The 15,113-nt window shown below is 63.4% G+C and carries 11 protein-coding genes; 4 read left to right on the forward strand and 7 right to left on the reverse strand.

All coding sequences use genetic code 11. The features are described from left to right. The first annotated feature begins 731 nt into the window (after positions 1-731). Positions 732-3,671: a helix-turn-helix transcriptional regulator gene (locus tag LZC95_51800; GenBank protein ID WXA94896.1), complete on the forward strand. Its 2,940-nt coding sequence runs from the start codon at positions 732-734 to the stop codon at positions 3,669-3,671. 1 nt (position 3,672) lies between these two features. Here the strand turns inward: LZC95_51800 and LZC95_51805 are convergent, their stop codons facing one another. Further along, complete coding sequence (locus LZC95_51805) at positions 3,673-4,047, reverse strand: nuclear transport factor 2 family protein (protein ID WXA94897.1); 375 nt, start codon at positions 4,045-4,047, stop codon at positions 3,673-3,675. Positions 4,048-4,229: 182 nt separating this feature from the next. Between LZC95_51805 and LZC95_51810 the strand changes: the two genes are divergently transcribed. After that, positions 4,230-4,544 (forward strand): hypothetical protein, encoded by a 315-nt coding sequence (locus tag LZC95_51810; GenBank protein ID WXA94898.1) that lies wholly within the window; start codon positions 4,230-4,232, stop codon positions 4,542-4,544. Here the strand turns inward: LZC95_51810 and LZC95_51815 are convergent. Continuing rightward, on the reverse strand, positions 4,497-5,180 hold the full coding sequence (locus LZC95_51815; protein ID WXA94899.1) for a hemerythrin domain-containing protein: 684 nt from the start codon (positions 5,178-5,180) through the stop codon (positions 4,497-4,499). The two genes, LZC95_51810 and LZC95_51815, sit on opposite strands and share 48 nt — an antisense overlap. A gap of 443 nt (positions 5,181-5,623) precedes the next feature. On the opposite strand from LZC95_51815, the gene LZC95_51820 reads away from it, so the two are divergent. Continuing rightward, entirely contained in the window at positions 5,624-6,892 is a 1,269-nt protein-coding gene (locus tag LZC95_51820) for a hypothetical protein (GenBank protein ID WXA94900.1), read from the forward strand. 37 nt (positions 6,893-6,929) lie between these two features. Here LZC95_51820 and LZC95_51825 read toward each other — a convergent pair whose 3' ends face one another. Further along, positions 6,930-7,895, reverse strand: a complete 966-nt coding sequence (locus LZC95_51825; GenBank protein ID WXA94901.1) for an SMP-30/gluconolactonase/LRE family protein — start codon at positions 7,893-7,895, stop codon at positions 6,930-6,932. A gap of 177 nt (positions 7,896-8,072) precedes the next feature. On the opposite strand from LZC95_51825, the gene LZC95_51830 reads away from it, so the two are divergent. After that, positions 8,073-9,224, forward strand: a complete 1,152-nt coding sequence (locus tag LZC95_51830) for a DUF4185 domain-containing protein (protein ID WXA94902.1) — start codon at positions 8,073-8,075, stop codon at positions 9,222-9,224. 27 nt (positions 9,225-9,251) lie between these two features. Here the strand turns inward: LZC95_51830 and LZC95_51835 are convergent, their stop codons facing one another. The 4 genes from LZC95_51835 to LZC95_51850 form a co-directional block, all read right to left on the reverse strand. Then, positions 9,252-10,709 carry a discoidin domain-containing protein gene (locus tag LZC95_51835; protein ID WXA94903.1) on the reverse strand — a complete coding sequence of 486 codons (1,458 nt, stop codon included), beginning with the start codon at positions 10,707-10,709 and terminating at the stop codon, positions 9,252-9,254. Between the two features lie 522 nt (positions 10,710-11,231). Next, positions 11,232-12,467, reverse strand: a complete 1,236-nt coding sequence (locus LZC95_51840) for an AgmX/PglI C-terminal domain-containing protein (GenBank protein ID WXA94904.1) — start codon at positions 12,465-12,467, stop codon at positions 11,232-11,234. A 71-nt stretch (positions 12,468-12,538) separates the two neighbouring features. Then, entirely contained in the window at positions 12,539-13,258 is a 720-nt protein-coding gene (locus LZC95_51845; protein ID WXA94905.1) for a response regulator transcription factor, read from the reverse strand. Then, positions 13,258-14,964: a HAMP domain-containing histidine kinase gene (locus LZC95_51850; protein ID WXA94906.1), complete on the reverse strand. Its 1,707-nt coding sequence runs from the start codon at positions 14,962-14,964 to the stop codon at positions 13,258-13,260. Before LZC95_51850 ends, LZC95_51845 begins: the two co-directional genes overlap by 1 nt. Positions 14,965-15,113 lie beyond the last annotated feature (149 nt).

Raw genomic sequence — 15,113 nt, forward strand, 5'->3', positions numbered from 1 at the left:
CTGCAAGCTAAGTCGCGTGAGCGACCCATTGTTAGAATACCCTCTTTAGCACATCGAGCCGCAGTCTCATCAGGCTCATGTCGATTTTGCCAATCGATCCGGCGAAGCGCGCTTGTGGGATCTCGTTCTTGGAAAAGTCAGTAAAATCAATGGGTTATGTACCCTGCACCTTCGGGGTACCGGTCCATGTAAACGAAGTGTGGACACTGCGATGTAAACGAACTGTGGACACCAGGATTGTCGATTGACCAGGTAGGCATGCGATGCGTTTCGTAACGTAACTATGGTAACGAGAAATCGAGCGCGGTTACTCGAAGCTTCTTTTGATTTCGTGTTCCCGGAAACCGAGTTGCCAAGGCGAGCGAGCGCAAGATCCCATTCATGCCTCGGTGCAACACCTTCCGCGACTGGTGCCCAGGGACCGCGTCGGAAGGTGCGTGCTGCCGCCGCCGTAGCCGCGACAAGAGGATGTGGAGTCCGCGGGGCGCTCTGACAATGGGCCCTCCATGGCGGGCGCACCGTCGGCGTGTGGGCCGCCGGCTTACGTGGCGTGAGGCCAACATCGTCGTACTCCGGAGCCGTACGGAAGGGATCGCAGCAGGAGGGGCGAGGATCGGTCGCCATTACACGAAGTAAAGCCACGGTGGACTCGATCCCGGGTTGCGGGACCGCGTTCGCGTACGCACAACATTATTGTCCATGACAATCGAAATCGAACCCCGAGCGCGTGCATGCATTCGCAGCCAGTCGTGAACGGGGATGGGAACAATGGGAACGGCGAAGGCAACGAACGAGGCGCGGGCGTGCTCTCGTTCGGTCCCTTCCGCCTGTACGTGCGTGCGCGTCGCCTCGAACGCGACGGGCAGGTCGTCCGAATCGGCAGCCGCGCGATCGACATCCTCGTTGCATTGACCGAGCGAGCCGGCGACGTCCTCACGCGGGACGAGCTCATCGCGTACGTCTGGCCCGACGTTGCGGTCGAAGAGAGCGGCCTTCGCGTGCAGATCGCCGGGCTTCGCAAGGCGCTCGGCGATGGGCAAAACGGCGCGCGGTACGTGACGAACGTTCCCGGGCGCGGGTACACCTTCGTCGCCCCGGTCTCTCGCATCGATGCGCCCGTCAGCGCCGATGGCCCGGACGTACCCTCCGCCCCGTCCGCTATTCCCACATCCCGCGCGGCCTCTCGCCCCGGCCTCCCCGCCCGATTCGACCGGATCCTCGGTAGAGACGCTGCCATCCGCGAGGTCTCCGAGCAGCTCCTGTCACGACGCTTCGTTAGCATCGTCGGGCCCGGTGGCATGGGAAAGACGACCGTCGCCGTCGCGGTCGCGCACGCGATGCTGCCCGGATTCGAGGGCGACGTGTGCTTCGTCGATCTGGGATCGCTCTCCGATCCGCGTCACGTCTTGCTCGGGGTGGCGTCGGCCCTCGGGCTCACGGCGCATGGTGACGACGTGGCCGCGCGCCTCGTCGCATTCCTCGGAGATCGCCGCGTGCTGCTCGTTCTCGACAGCTGCGAGCACGTCATGGAGGCGATTGCGCCGATTGCGGAACGACTCCGTGGTCAGACCGCCGGTGTGCATATTTTGGCCACCAGTCGCGAGGCGCTCCGCGTCGAGGGAGAGCACGTTTACCGGCTCGCCGCGCTGGAGACGCCGCCCGAGCGCCCCGAAGGCGATGAGCGGGACGCACGAAGCGGAGTCACCGCGGCGGAGGTCCTGAAATTCCCCGCCGTGCAACTCTTCGTCGAGCGTGCGATCGCGGGCGGTGTGGATATTTCGTTATCGGACGACGATGCGCCGGTGGTGGCAGACATTTGCCGGCGCCTCGATGGCATTGCGCTCGCCATCGAATTTGCCGCGGGGCGCGTCGGCGCCTTTGGGATTCGCGGAACGGCATCGCTGCTCAAGAATCGGTTCAAGCTTCTGTGGCACGGACGTCGAACGGCGCTTCCGCGGCATCGCACGCTGCGGGCGCTGCTCGATTGGAGCTACGACCTTCTGAGCGACGTCGAACGGCACGTGCTTCGCCGGCTCTCGGTGTTCGTCGGGTTCTTCTCGCTCGATGGAGTTGCGGCCCTCGCGGAGGATGCGGAGGGTGAGCACGCGGTTCACACCTTGAGCAGCCTCGTGGAAAAGTCCCTCGTCTCCATGGACGCGGGCGGCGAGGAAGGTGCGCGCTACCGGCTTCTCGATACGGTTCGCGATTATGCGCTCGCCAAACTTCACGAGGCGAACGAATACGATGCGGCGGCCAAGCTCCACGCTATTTACATGAGCACGACATTGGAGCGTGAGAATCGAGCCATTCTCAGCGGTCGCGCGAATACGCTCGCGCAGTACGTGGGCAATGTGCGCGTGGCCCTGAATTGGGCTTTCTCGGATACGGGAAGCCCCGAAACGGGGACCAGGCTCGCGGCGGCCGCAACGACGATGTTCCTGGAGTCTTCTCTTTTGACGGAATGTCGCCAGTGGGGCGAAATCGCCTTGAATGCGCTGCACGAGGCCGATCGTGGAACGCGTCGTGAGATGAACCTGCGGGCAGCGCTGGCCGTCGCGGCGATGTTCTCGCATGGCAACAGCCCCGAGGTTCGCGCCGGGCTGGCCCGCGCCCTCGAGCTGGCGGAGGCGGTGGACGATCCGTACGAGCAACTGCGCTTGCTCGGCGCGATCCACATTCTTTGCACGCGGACGGCGGAGCTGCGCGAGGCGCTGGTCGTGGCCGAGCGCAGCGTCGAAGTGTCGAAGCGGCTGATGACCCCCGCAGCGACCATCGTGTCCAGTTGGATGATGGGCACGACCTTGCACCTCCTGGGTGCTCACGAAGACGCAGAACGGTATTGCAGAACGACGGTCGATCCTTCCACCGTGCCGAAAAGCGCGGCGATGCTTCATTTCGGATTCGACCACCGCATTCGGACATTGGTGGTCATTGCACGAACGCGTTGGCTGCTTGGATATCCGGAGGAAGCATTCCAGGTGGCGACCCGCACGATCCGTGAGGCGGAGGAGCTCGGGCAGCCCACCACGGTGGCCATTGCGTTGATCTGGATGTCGTCCGTATTCGTATGGCGAGGCGATCACGACGTGGCGGCGGACATTCTCGAACGGCTTGCCAAGTACGCCGAGAAGCACTCCCTCGGTCCCTATCGTCCCACGGCGCTGGCCCTGCAGGCGGAGCTCGCGATCAAGCGCGGAGACTTCTCCGTGGTGGAGGCGCTGCGTCACAATATGGACGTCCTTCACGCGGAACGGCACGAGCTTCTGCAGACGGTATTTTCCACGGCGCTTGCCGAAGGACTCGCCGGTCTCGGCCAGTTCGATAGCGCGCTGAGGACGATTGACCCGGCGCTCGAGATGACCGATCGAAACGGCCGCGCGTCGTACGATCTGCCGGAAGTTCTGCGGGTGAAGGGCCATTTGCTCGTGTCGAAGCCCGCGCCGGACGACGCGGAAGGGGAGCGCTATCTGCTCGAGGCGTTGGAGGCGGCGAAGCGTCAAAAGGCCCTTGGCTGGGAGCTCCGCGCGGCGATGACGCTGGCGCGCTTTTGGGCGAGCCGCGGGCGCGCCGCCGAAGCCCGAGAGCTCGTCGCGTCCGTTTACGGGCGGTTCTCGCAGGGGTTTCAAACTGCGGATCTCCTCGCCGCGAAGGCCCTTCTTTCGGAACTGTGATTCATTGATCGGGCTCGTTGCGCAGGATGAGCAGCTGGACGAGCCGGTCATCTCGACATGAAAAATAGAAGGTGACGATCAGCGGATCGGGCAGGCCACGCTTGTCGAAGCTCCCATCGACCGTGGCCGCAACGACCGTGTGGTCGTGATTGCGAACGATCTTGGCCACGCGCATCACGAGGTGCTGCGTGATGACCTCCCGCTCCGCCCACTCCGTGATCGAGCGCTTATCCCAATACTCGCGAAGTTCGTCGTTGACCAAAGCTTGGTCGGCGAAGGTGTCGACCAGCGCGCCGAGATCTCCCGCATTCACCGCGCGAATGAAGGCTGCGACGGGCTCAGGTAGCTCGGGCTCTTGCAGGTCGTTTGGGTGCATGGGGCAAATTCCTTTTTTCGGATTCGACAGCGAGTGCCCTCGAGGCCCGTAAAACATGACAGTTCGCCCGACCGCGCGCGCGTTAAGGAATGTGAAACAACGTGAATTACGCGAGGTTTCGCAACATTCCCGTGCACCACGCCCATATTTGATGCGTCACCTGTTTGGAGACTTCGATGAACATGTCCAAGCTAACGAATCCAATCGTCAGGGCGGCCATGGAGGCGCTGGGAAGCGGTGATCGCGCGGCCTGGTACGCCCTCTTCGAGCCACACGCCGAGCTTTTCGACGCGGGCAGCCCATGGAACCTCGAGGAATTCACGAACCACGCGGTCGGATACGAGCGACTTCTATCCATTGCCCACGTCAAGAACGACGGTCTCGACGTCGTGGGGGAAATCTATTCCGAGTTTTGGGGAAGCTTCCGAACGTACTTTCACTTTCGCATTTCACCGGCCGGTCGCATCGCCCGTCTCGACGTCGGACATACGATCTAGCGACACGGACGATTCCAGGCCGGCGAACGCGGCCTTGGCCTGCTCGCGCAGCGCGGGGATGAGCGGCTGACGATGCGGTGGAAAGGAGCTGAGCATGTGATGGAGCTCCTCGGCGGTCCCCACCTGGTCGAAAAAGCCGATCATGAGGTGCATACCATTTGGCGGCGGGCCCGCCGCTCGGACCTTTCGCACGAGCTCCCGCCACATATCTTCCGACACGTGGGCCCTGAGCGCCGGAAAGAGCACCGCCTCTTCGCGATCGAGATGATCGCGAATCGCATCGCGCAGTGCCACCGCCATCTCGATGAGGACGGTGCGGTCGCCGCCACGAGCAATGTCCAATCCGTCCAGAGCCTCCAGAACGAGCGCGAGCCGCTCGTGCTCTTCGCTGAGCGCGACCAAGTCGGCCCTCACTTCGGGAGCAAGGCTCGAGATGAGGGGCCACAGTGAATCGTCTTCCCGCTCGTGGTGGAGGCTGAGATGGTCGACAATGAAGTCACGAAGCTCCGCAAGCGCCGAGGCAGGCGTCGAAGGGAGCCGCGCCGCGTCAACGAGCAATGCCGTCGCCCGACGATGAACTTTGTGGACAAGGCGCGTTTCGAGAACGGCGCCGGTGTCGGTCTGCGCGGAGTCCATGCAAAATGGTCTTTAGGAGCGCCCATTGGTTTGTCACGGCAACTTCGTGTCAAAAGTCGCATGAGTCCGCGTGCCTAGGTGCTTCGACCGAACGACAATTCGGCGTACATGCTCTCTTCGACGCCCGCAGAGCGCGCCCGGTTGTCGCGAGGCTTACTACTTCATTCGGTATCCAGGCGGATAGTAATCCCATCCCGCCAAGAGAGGATATTGCCACGCATCTTTGTCATTCTCCGGCTGCTCGTCCACACACCACGACGTGCTGCTCGTGATCCAATTCAAAGATGATCATGATACGTCATTCTGCGACCTCTTCCGGTTGAGTGCGCTCGACGAATTGGTGAGAACGGATGAGGAGCACTCTCGACGGACGTCGTTGCTTTTGTCCGACGGAACGTCGAGACGGGTGACATGTGGCGATACCTGCAAATGAGGTATCCATCATGACATTTCGCTTCTCTCTCGTTCTGCCGTTCATCACTTTCGCCGTTTCTTCTTGCACGGCAGCGCCATCCGATGTCGCTCCCGAACGAGCCGCGCCAGCCGAACATCGAGACAGCCTCGACGCTTTGCATGTCACCCAGGCCCTCGACTTGTCCGATTTCGAGGGAAGTACCTTCCTCGAGGCGATGTCGATGCGAGGCGGTATCAAAGAGAGCCTGGATTCGGACGAGGAAACCATTTTCACATTTGGTGATCGGGCCGCACTCGATGGTGCCGAGCGGAACTTTGACTCCCATGTCCGAGCGAAGATCGAGGGATTCCTGAAAGATGGCCGCGATGGATTGGACCAACTCGTCGACGCCTTGGAGGGCCAGCGCACGACCCCGCGTGGCGCTCCGGCAGCCATCGGTCGGCAACTCGAGAAACTCGATCTGCTCGAGAATCCGGACATGACCGGGTTGGCATCGGTCACCATCGCACCCTTCTTGGCACTCGCGAGCGGCGCGGGCACCTCCGTGCGGGTGAATGCCAAGAACTACTATTACAATATTGGCTACAAGCGCGGGAGCTCGGATCCGGCCGAGTTGGCCAAGGATGTCAAATCGGGCCGCAGTTTCGGTGCTGGGCCAATGCACCGCGCCCTCGATGCAAGCGACACCTTTTATCTCACGGAGATGGGCAATTATCTCGAGGAGGCTGAAAACCCTTCGGGCTTTTACCGTGCGCTGCTCCAAATTTTGGTGCGTTGCGACGGATCGGGATACGCGACCCTTTCCGATGAAGGGCAAACCGTGGCGACCGATTTTTTGGCCATCTACACGGCGGAACTCGACCGCCATCTCATGAGCGCCCTCGACCAGCATCCATGGGAAAACGACCTTGCGGAGGTCACGATGCTTTCCGCCTATGGCACGAAGTCGGGGATGGTTCGAGTGAACGGGCAGCTGACCCGAGGCAAGCCGGCACGTTACTTCGGCATCGGTCACAGCGGCAGCGGAATTGGGATAACACGGAGAGACCGCATGGCCTTGCAGAAGGCCGTGACCCATGCGGAGAGAGAGCTCCATCCAGAGGTCGTCGAGAAACTCGAAGCGATCCTTGGCAACCGCGATGGGGATGTGATTCACGGGGTGATGCTCTATCTGAACGACAGGAATACTCAGCGCGATGTACACCGAAACAGGGACGCCCTCGTTGAAGCCGTAATGACGTTTCTAACGCGAATCCGTGACGACGCGAGCGCAATCACTGGCATGATTGCCGAGTAAAAGAGGGTCGCGCGAGGAGCGACCATTCCGGGATGATCTACATGCCGCAGATGCCGAGGGGCTTTTCGTAAAGGCCCTCGGCGCCCGTTACCAAGAGGGAACCGCCTCGGAAGGCGAGGCTTCGTGGCTCCTTCATGGTGGCGACCTTCGCGTTGTCCGGGCTTCGTCCAACGTAGCCTTGTAGATAGTGTGCCACGTAAATGGCTTTGTTCTCGTCGATGGCCATGCCATCGATGGAGTCGATGAGTGGCGTCCCGGACCAAACGACATCGCCGGTGCCGACGCCACCGTCGGCTTCGGTGGCGAAGGCGAGAACTTGGCTTCGTAGCGTGAGCGCCACATGGAGCGTGCCGCTCTTGGAATCGAACGCGAGCCCGTTGGGAAATGGGAGGCCGCCTTTCGCGACCGTGGCTTTGTACGTATTGGGGGCCGTTTCCGAGAAAAAGATGATTCGGCCATTCGCCGTATTGCTCGCCTCACTCACGTAGAGGCCACGTCCCTTCATGGCAACGATTCCGTTCATGGCGCGGAAGGAGCCCCCATCTTCGAGATTGGGAAGAGGCTCCCCTGCAGCACCCTTTCCAGCAATTCGTATGACGGCTGCATCGTTGGAGCGAAAGTCGACCGCGAACAATGTGCCCTCGGTGCAGGCCAATCCCAAAGTCTGACGGCCCGTGAGGGTCGCCCACACTTCGGGCGGAGTTCCATCGAGCGGAATGCGAAGGACCGTTCCTTGATCCGGGATCGATACGAAGACGTTTCCGTTTGGACATACCGCTACGCCTTCCGGCGACGGCGACAGCTTGGCCACGAGACGCGAATCCGAAGCCTTGCCCCGAGGAAAACCGTCCGGGCAGGAATCCACGGATCCCGTTTCCGGAGTGCTGGGGGCCCCACCGGAATCGGGTGCGCGCGGCAGTTCGGTCGGAGAGTCCTGTTCTTCGCCGGAGCAGGCCCACAACACGGAAAAAGCCAGTGCTACGGCCAAGCTAACGCGCGTCATGCTCGGAACATACCCTTGCGTCCTGGCGCGCGGCGGCCAAAGGACCACTCATGGATGTCCGCGGACTTGCGCAGGGAGCCGAATCGGACTACGTATACATTGAGTATACGATAGAACTTGCGCGTGATCTTGGCACACCTCGTGCGCCCTGCTCGACCTGAGGAGGCTTGACTGACCATGGCAAACAGTCAGGGATCGGCGCTTCGCCGCGGTGGAATGATGGCCGGCCTGCTCGTTGCGATGGTGTTTTCGAGCGGCTGCGGCACGCGGAATGAAGGCGAGGCATCGTCGAACGGCGCGTTGCAGTGGAACATTCCCGCGGGCTGGTTCAAGGAGCGGCTTACGGGCGCCGACATGCCCAGCATGCAGCGATGGCATGTTGGCGGAACGGATCTCGGGATTCCGTATCTGCTCGAGAATGGAACCTCGGTCGGCTTTCTGTTTGGCGACACGTTCGATGCGCCGGGTGTAGGGGGGCCAGGCTGGCGGTCACCGGTGATGCTTCGTTCGCCGTCGAATCCTGCGAACGGCATCGTCTTCGACAGTGCGGCCAAGGTCTGGGGCGACGGTTACGCCCCAGACCTCATGTACAATCAGCACGATACGAGCGGCAATGGAGAATGGTCCGTCATCCCGAACGACGGCATCAGTTTTCCGGAAACGGGCCGCCAGGTCGTCTCCTTCATGTCCGTTCGCGATTGGGGCGGTCCCAAATTTCCGCACGATGGAGCCTGGAAAACGAATTACGCGTCGCTGGCGTATTCGGACAACGGCAATGACTTTACCCGCGTTCCATATCTAGGTTGGGGAAACGATGCCGACAATCACGATCCATTCCAGATGTGGACGATGCAACGCGACGGCGACTACGTCTACGTCTTCAGCGTGAGGGCAGGCCGGCAGAACGGGCCGATGATGCTTCAGCGCGTCCTCTGGCAGAACATCGTCGACAAGAGCGCATACGAGGGGTGGGGCTTCGACGGGAGTACGTGGGGATGGGGCAGGCCGTGCACGCCCATTCTAAATGGAAATTTCGGCGAGCCGTCCGTGCGCAAACTCGCAAACGGCACGTGGGCGATGTCGTATCTCACGAACGGCATGATTGTAACGCGCACGGCGCCTCGCCCCGATGCGGTATGGTCGGACGAGAAAATCCAGGTCACCGGGCTCCAGGAAGCGTGCCTTTACGGTGGCTTCATTCACCCATGGTCGAGCGTGGGCACGAACAACCTGCACATCATGGTGTCCACGTATCAGGACTCCAACGGCAGCTGCGGTGGCAATGGCCAAAAGGCATACGATGTTCGCCACTGGGTCGGCACGCTCTGATCGCGTGCTTGGGTATCGCGATTCGGATCACGGCTGTGCAGCGAAGATGTCGAACTCCGTGAGACTGTTCCACGCGTTGACGTCGTTGCCGTGTCCGACGTAGCGAACGAATCGCGCGCTGACGTCGGGAAAATCGTAGTTCTCTTGTGCCGTGGAGGTGCCGCTGCTCCGTCCACTCCAGACCGTTTGCCAGCTCGCGCCATCGGTCGAGACCTGAAGATCGAACGCCGCGCGGCGGGTGTCGCCTTTGTATACGGCGATGGACACCTCGCGGACGACGAAGGTCCCGCCGAGATCGTACGCGATCCACTGACCGTCGCCGCTGGCCGACCATCGCGTGGCGAGATCGTTGTCGACGGTGTTCGCAGGCACATTGCCGTCGTTGGCGCTCGCGCTCACGCCGGAGGCCGACGGCGTGACCTCGACACGACCGCCCCCGCCGCCGGCATCGCCTCCGCCGGCATCGCCTCCGCCGCCCCCGGCATCTCCACCGCCGCCACCGCAATCGGTGAGCGGAATGTTGGCGGCACCCGAGGCGGCACCGGTGACGACATTGTCCGTACAGACCACGTTGCCGGCGCTGCTATTGCCATCTTTCGCAATTTTGAAGCCAAATCCAGAGGCGCGGACGTCGGCCGTATTGCCGCTGAAGACATTGTCGCGACCCCACCCGGCGACCTGGATATGGGTCTGAAATCCGTCCAGCAAACTACTCGTGCCTCGGTTGCCGGTGATGCGATAGCCGTTGCCCTTGGCGTCGATCCAACTGTCGGCGAAGTTTGCACCGCTCATGCCAGCCCCGTTGAAGACATTGTCGCGGACCTCGCCGCCCGTGGTGCCCTCCTTGAGATCGAGACACTCGGCTCGAATGTTGGGTCCAAGCCGGTTTCCAATCGCCTTGTTACGGTCGCTGCGGTCCGGCTGTCCGTCGGGCCAGTTGCTGACCGCCTGTCCAAAGTAAATTCCCTCGCCGTAGCCAGGTTCGCGCAGTCCCGTATCGCTGATTTCCGAGTTCTGAACGACATTGTCGGTACTATTGTCCCGGAAGTGGATGGCTTCGTCGCCTATCTGGTGTACCCGCACCCCATCGATGAGCGTATGGTGGGCACCGAGAGCCATGATTCCCTTTTGTCCATTGGTCACAGTGAAGCCGACCAACTTCCAATAATCGGCCTGGAGCTGCACGGTCCGGCCATTGGATGTCCCTTGCCCATCAATCACCGCGGCGCGGGATCCGGAAAGCACGATGGGGGCACTCTCCGTTCCGCTTCGAGTGATCGTGAAATGGCCCGCATACGTACCGTCGGCCATTCGAATTTCGTCGCCCGGCATCGCATTTTGCAATGCCGCGGTAAGCTGACTGGTCGTGCTGACGTCAATGATCCTTGCCGTCGATGCCCATCCGGATTCGGCAACTCCCGTGATCGCGGAAAGGGTACCTACGAGCCCGAACGAAATGATGGGACGCAGTCGTCGAATGTACATGGTTTGACTCCTCGAAGGCCTCGCGGCGCCGGTGGGTGTATTTGGAAAGAGTCCTAACGAACTAAATGATTCTGATTGACACCGGTGTCAATGCCCAAAGGCCGATTGTGAGCGCGACCCGCGGTTTGTTCGTACATTGCGAGCTTCAGGCGTCAAAGGCGGTGCGCATGAGTCGACATGAACGCGGAGACAATCCGTACCGACGTGGGGGCGAGTAAGCGTCAGTGGCGAGGAGGCCAATTCGTGCGCATTGCCGCGGTCTTCCCGGCGAGAGGATTCACATGAAGTCGGGAAGGCGGGAAGGGCGTACGGCGCGGTCAATGTGTCGCGTTTTGGTATGGGTTTCCAGTTCGCCGAATGGGCGCATTGAAAACCAAAAAACCTTCCCGCCTTCCCGCCTTCATGTGAATTTCTCCGGCAGTTCGCTATTGTCCGAAATGGCGAACCACGCACATTGCAGCAGCCAAACCGGTATTCATACGTGCGAAGTCGCGATTATCGCAGACTCCACACACCTCGATGCTACCCACCACCACCATCCCCCGGGCCGTTCGCAAGCTGGATGGGGTAGCGCACGGTGGTCTTGGCCGAGGCGTTCTTGGACCATGCCGGGTAGGGGATGGTGCGGATGGCCTTTTCGAAGCAAGGGCGAGCCTCGGCGTCTTCCAAGGTGCCGTCCAAGGTCACGCGCGCGTCTTCGACCTTGCCCGACGCCTCGACGGTGAAGGAGAGGTTGGCCCTCCCGCGCGCCTCGGGTCGCCGGGCCACGAGCGACTCGTAGCATGACCAGAACGCGCCGAAGTGGGCGCGGATCCCTCGCTGGATCTCGTTCTTGGTGAGGGTGTCCTGGAGCTTCACCGTGACCGGCTGCTTGGGAAGCTCGTGCATGGCCGCCAGCGCGGTCTCGACGGTAAGAAGCTGCGCCACACGCGGAGCGGCAACCGTGACCAACGGCGGCGCGCCGGGCCGCTCTTTGACGGCGACCAGGCCCTCACCGCGCGCAAATGCCGCGTGGAGATCGGCCGCGGGGGCCGCCAGCCACTTGGCATAGCGCTCCGGCACCATCGTTTCCTCGTCGACGTAGAGGACCACCAGGGCCTTCTCCATTTGCGCCGCATAGGCGGGGATGGCGCTCCAGAACTCCTTGTGCGTGGTGCCGGCGTGGATGCTGGTCTTCACCTCGTTGCACAGTCCGCAGGCGTCGACCGCGTTGGAGCGAAGGGCGTCGTCGACATGAAAGGTGCCGAGCCTGTTGGTGGTTCGCGAGTCTCCGCCGAAGACCAAGACCTGGACGTCGACTTCGTTGTCGGGCGTGGCCGCTGGGAAATACCGGGCAAAGGCGAACGCGCTGGGCGGCGGCGGCGCATCCCAGCTATTGCGCGACCACGAGGAAGGCGCGTCGCGTCCGGCGAGCAGGCGAAAGAGGCGCTTCTGCGCCGCCCCGTCGTTCAGCGATGCCGCATCCTCCAAGAGGGTGATGGCGCGCTCCTTGTCCGTCGACTCCAAGAGTTTCGCCAGCGCGAGATCGGCCCGCACGCGGTCTTCTTTGGAGACGGCGCCCGAGGCCAGCGTCGTCGTAAGTGTCTCGCGGGCGGCGGCCAGGTTTTGGCCGATGTCGACGTCGACCAGCGCCTGCTCCAGCGCACCGTCGGACGTGACGTTGGCCGGGGCCGGCGCTGTCCCCGGAGCGGTGGCCGTCTCGCCGCAGCCGGCGAGTAGGCAGAGCGCGAATGTGATTCGGGTTCCCATCGGATTCATCGTGTGACCTCCATGCGCGCCAGTCTGCGTCGTCTCGGTCTCGGAATTTTCCCCGCCATGTCACCGTTTCATCACCGGCCCTCGAGCCGGTGTGGCGTGCGTGAGAAGCGGTAGCCTGCGCCGCGGATGGTGACCAGGTGCAGGGGGTTCTTGGGATCCTTCTCCACCTTGGCCCGGAGGCGGTTGACGAAGTTGTCCACCGTGCGATCCGTCCCGAAGTAATCCGCCCCCCACACGGCGGCCAGGATGCGCTCCCGCGGCAGGAGGGCCCCTTCGTTGCGGAGAAAGAAGACGAGGAGCTTCATCTCGTGGGCCGTCAGCTCCACGGGGACTCCCTCCCGGCTTGCCGTGTGCTGCGCGAAATCGACGGTGAGCACCCCGACGGCGACGGGACCGCTCTTGACCAGGAGTCGCTTGCGACGAAGCGCCGCGCCGACACGCGCCTGGAGCTCGGCCACCCCCACCGGCTTCACCACGTACTCGTCGGCCCCGAGCTCGAGTCCGCGCACTTTGTCGGCTTCTTCCCCTTTGGCGGTGATCATGACGATGGGCAGATCGGCGTCGCGGTGCCGGAGGGCGGCCAGGACCTCGAAGCCATTTTTCCCCGGGAGCATGACGTCCAGGAGCACCACGTCGGGCGGATCGGCCAGCGCCATCTCGAGCCCCTCGTCCCCGGTCCTGGCCACCTCGATGCGATAGCCCGCGGCGCGCAGCACCTTGGTCATGGCCAAGCGCAGCGCCGCGTCGTCTTCGACGATGAGCACCATCTCACGGGTGTTGGTCACCACCATCACGAGCCCTCCAACGGAAAGCGAACCACGAATGTCGAGCCGGCGCCGACCGTGCTCTTCACGAATGCGTCGCCCCCGTGCGCCCGGGCGACGCCGCGGACGAGCGACAGTCCTACGCCGGTGCCTTCGGTGGCGCGCGACAGGCGATCATCGGCCCGCTCGAAGGGGGAGAAGATCCGACGCCGCGCGCGAGCTGCGATCCCCGGGCCGGAGTCGCTCACGGAGAGGAGCGCATGGCGTCCGTCGCGCCGGACCTCGACCCGATACGGGTGCCCCTCCGCCGCGTACTTGGCGGCGTTGGAGAGCAAGTTGTCCAAGACCAGCCCCACCAGGCCCGGATCCACGTGCATCTCCAGGCTCGGCGGTGCGTCGACGACGATCCCTTTGTCCGGGTGCGCCTTGTGAAAGCGGTCCCGCGCGTCCTCGAGGATACACGACGCGGGCACCCGCGACTTCTGGACCGACAGACGCCCCCGCGCGAGTGCGCCAAAGCGGAGCATGCGCTCGACGGTGTCCGACAGCCGCCGTGCTTCGCCGGCCAGCGTGCGTTCCACCTCGGGCCGTTCGTCGTCTGGGAGCTCGCCCGTCTCCAGGAGCTCCGAGAGCATGCGCACCGAGGCCAGCGGCGTACGCAGCTCGTGCGAGACCGCGGCCACGAAGTCGGTGCGCAGCTCGGCCAGGCGCTGCGCCTTGCGCGCTCGGGCAAAGAGGACGGTCGCCAGTGCCACCGCGGTGAGCACTCCGGCGACGCCGACAGCGAGAATGCGACGGCCGCTGCGGCGGGCTTCCGCGTCGAGCGAAGCTCCGTCCTTCGGCTCCACGTGGAGGACGAGGCTGGGAGTCAACACCACGTCGGTGGCATCGCCGCGTGCACCGGCGGCGAGCACCAAGTGGGCGGGCAGTCCGGGCGCGCGGATCATCGAGGACTCGTGAACGACGAAGCCTGCGTCGATGCCCTCGGGCATCGTGCGGACGAGCGAGAGGTAACGTCCGCGATGAATCCGTAGGCCCGCCTCGACCGAGTCGCTTCCTGGCGGCTCGGTGAGGAGCCCCGCGAGCGTGCGATGAAGGGGAAGCGGCCGATCGAGCGCCCCGAGCGCCGCATCACGGACTTTCTCGGGAAGCGGCGCAACCCGCGCGCGCAGCACCGAGCGCTCCGCGGGGCCGAGGCGTGCGGCGTGCTCCTCGATCCAGGTTGCCACGGCATCGGCCGGCGTAGATCCCTCCGCCACCCGCTCGAGCGCCAGGAGGGGCCATAGGTAGCGGCCTTGCTCGCTCTTCAGGTGCGGGCAGGCGCCGATGATGCCATCGCGTGCCGCAGTGCGGTCTCCTTCCAGGAGCTCCGCGCGATGGGTGAGGCATTCGGGAGGAGAGGGAGGCTCGTCGGTCATCGGCTTCGGGACCAGCATCTGCCCCTCGGCGCCGATCACCACGACGTCGGCGAAGTCCGGTTTTTCGGCCATCAATCGCGACTCGAGCCGGGAGACGGCGGCCGGTTCCAGGCGGCGCAAGGTCTCCGTGGCTCGGGCGAGGGCGGCGTCGACATCGCGCTTGGTGGCCTGGGCCGCGGCCACGCGCTCGGCGAATTGCTCCTCGCGCGCGCGGGCGCTCTCGGTGGAGGCCGCGCGAAGGGCAACCACCAGAACGGCCACCGACGGGATGGCCGCGCCAAGGGCAAAGAGGAGCCACGCCAAGGATGCGCGCATGCCCCCGTACCATCGCACGTCCAGGTCATGGAAATGTCACGGCGTGCCGCAAACGAGGGGTCTGCCGTCCTCAGCGAGGTCGCCCTTTCGCAAAGCGCGCCACGCATTGCGCCGATACCGCGAAAATTCGCTTGTATGAATCAATGATC

The organism is Sorangiineae bacterium MSr12523 (assembly GCA_037157775.1).
Lineage (GTDB): Bacteria > Myxococcota_A > Polyangia > Polyangiales > Polyangiaceae > Pendulispora > Pendulispora brunnea.

Coding starts and splice junctions, on each gene's coding strand:
- LZC95_51800 (WXA94896.1), top strand. CDS start 732: ATGCATTCGCAGCCAGTCGTGAACGGGGATGGGAACAATGGGAACGGC.
- LZC95_51805 (WXA94897.1), bottom strand. CDS start 4,047: ATGCACCCAAACGACCTGCAAGAGCCCGAGCTACCTGAGCCCGTCGCA.
- LZC95_51810 (WXA94898.1), top strand. CDS start 4,230: ATGTCCAAGCTAACGAATCCAATCGTCAGGGCGGCCATGGAGGCGCTG.
- LZC95_51815 (WXA94899.1), bottom strand. CDS start 5,180: ATGGACTCCGCGCAGACCGACACCGGCGCCGTTCTCGAAACGCGCCTT.
- LZC95_51820 (WXA94900.1), top strand. CDS start 5,624: ATGACATTTCGCTTCTCTCTCGTTCTGCCGTTCATCACTTTCGCCGTT.
- LZC95_51825 (WXA94901.1), bottom strand. CDS start 7,895: ATGACGCGCGTTAGCTTGGCCGTAGCACTGGCTTTTTCCGTGTTGTGG.
- LZC95_51830 (WXA94902.1), top strand. CDS start 8,073: ATGGCAAACAGTCAGGGATCGGCGCTTCGCCGCGGTGGAATGATGGCC.
- LZC95_51835 (WXA94903.1), bottom strand. CDS start 10,709: ATGTACATTCGACGACTGCGTCCCATCATTTCGTTCGGGCTCGTAGGT.
- LZC95_51840 (WXA94904.1), bottom strand. CDS start 12,467: ATGAATCCGATGGGAACCCGAATCACATTCGCGCTCTGCCTACTCGCC.
- LZC95_51845 (WXA94905.1), bottom strand. CDS start 13,258: ATGGTGGTGACCAACACCCGTGAGATGGTGCTCATCGTCGAAGACGAC.
- LZC95_51850 (WXA94906.1), bottom strand. CDS start 14,964: ATGCGCGCATCCTTGGCGTGGCTCCTCTTTGCCCTTGGCGCGGCCATC.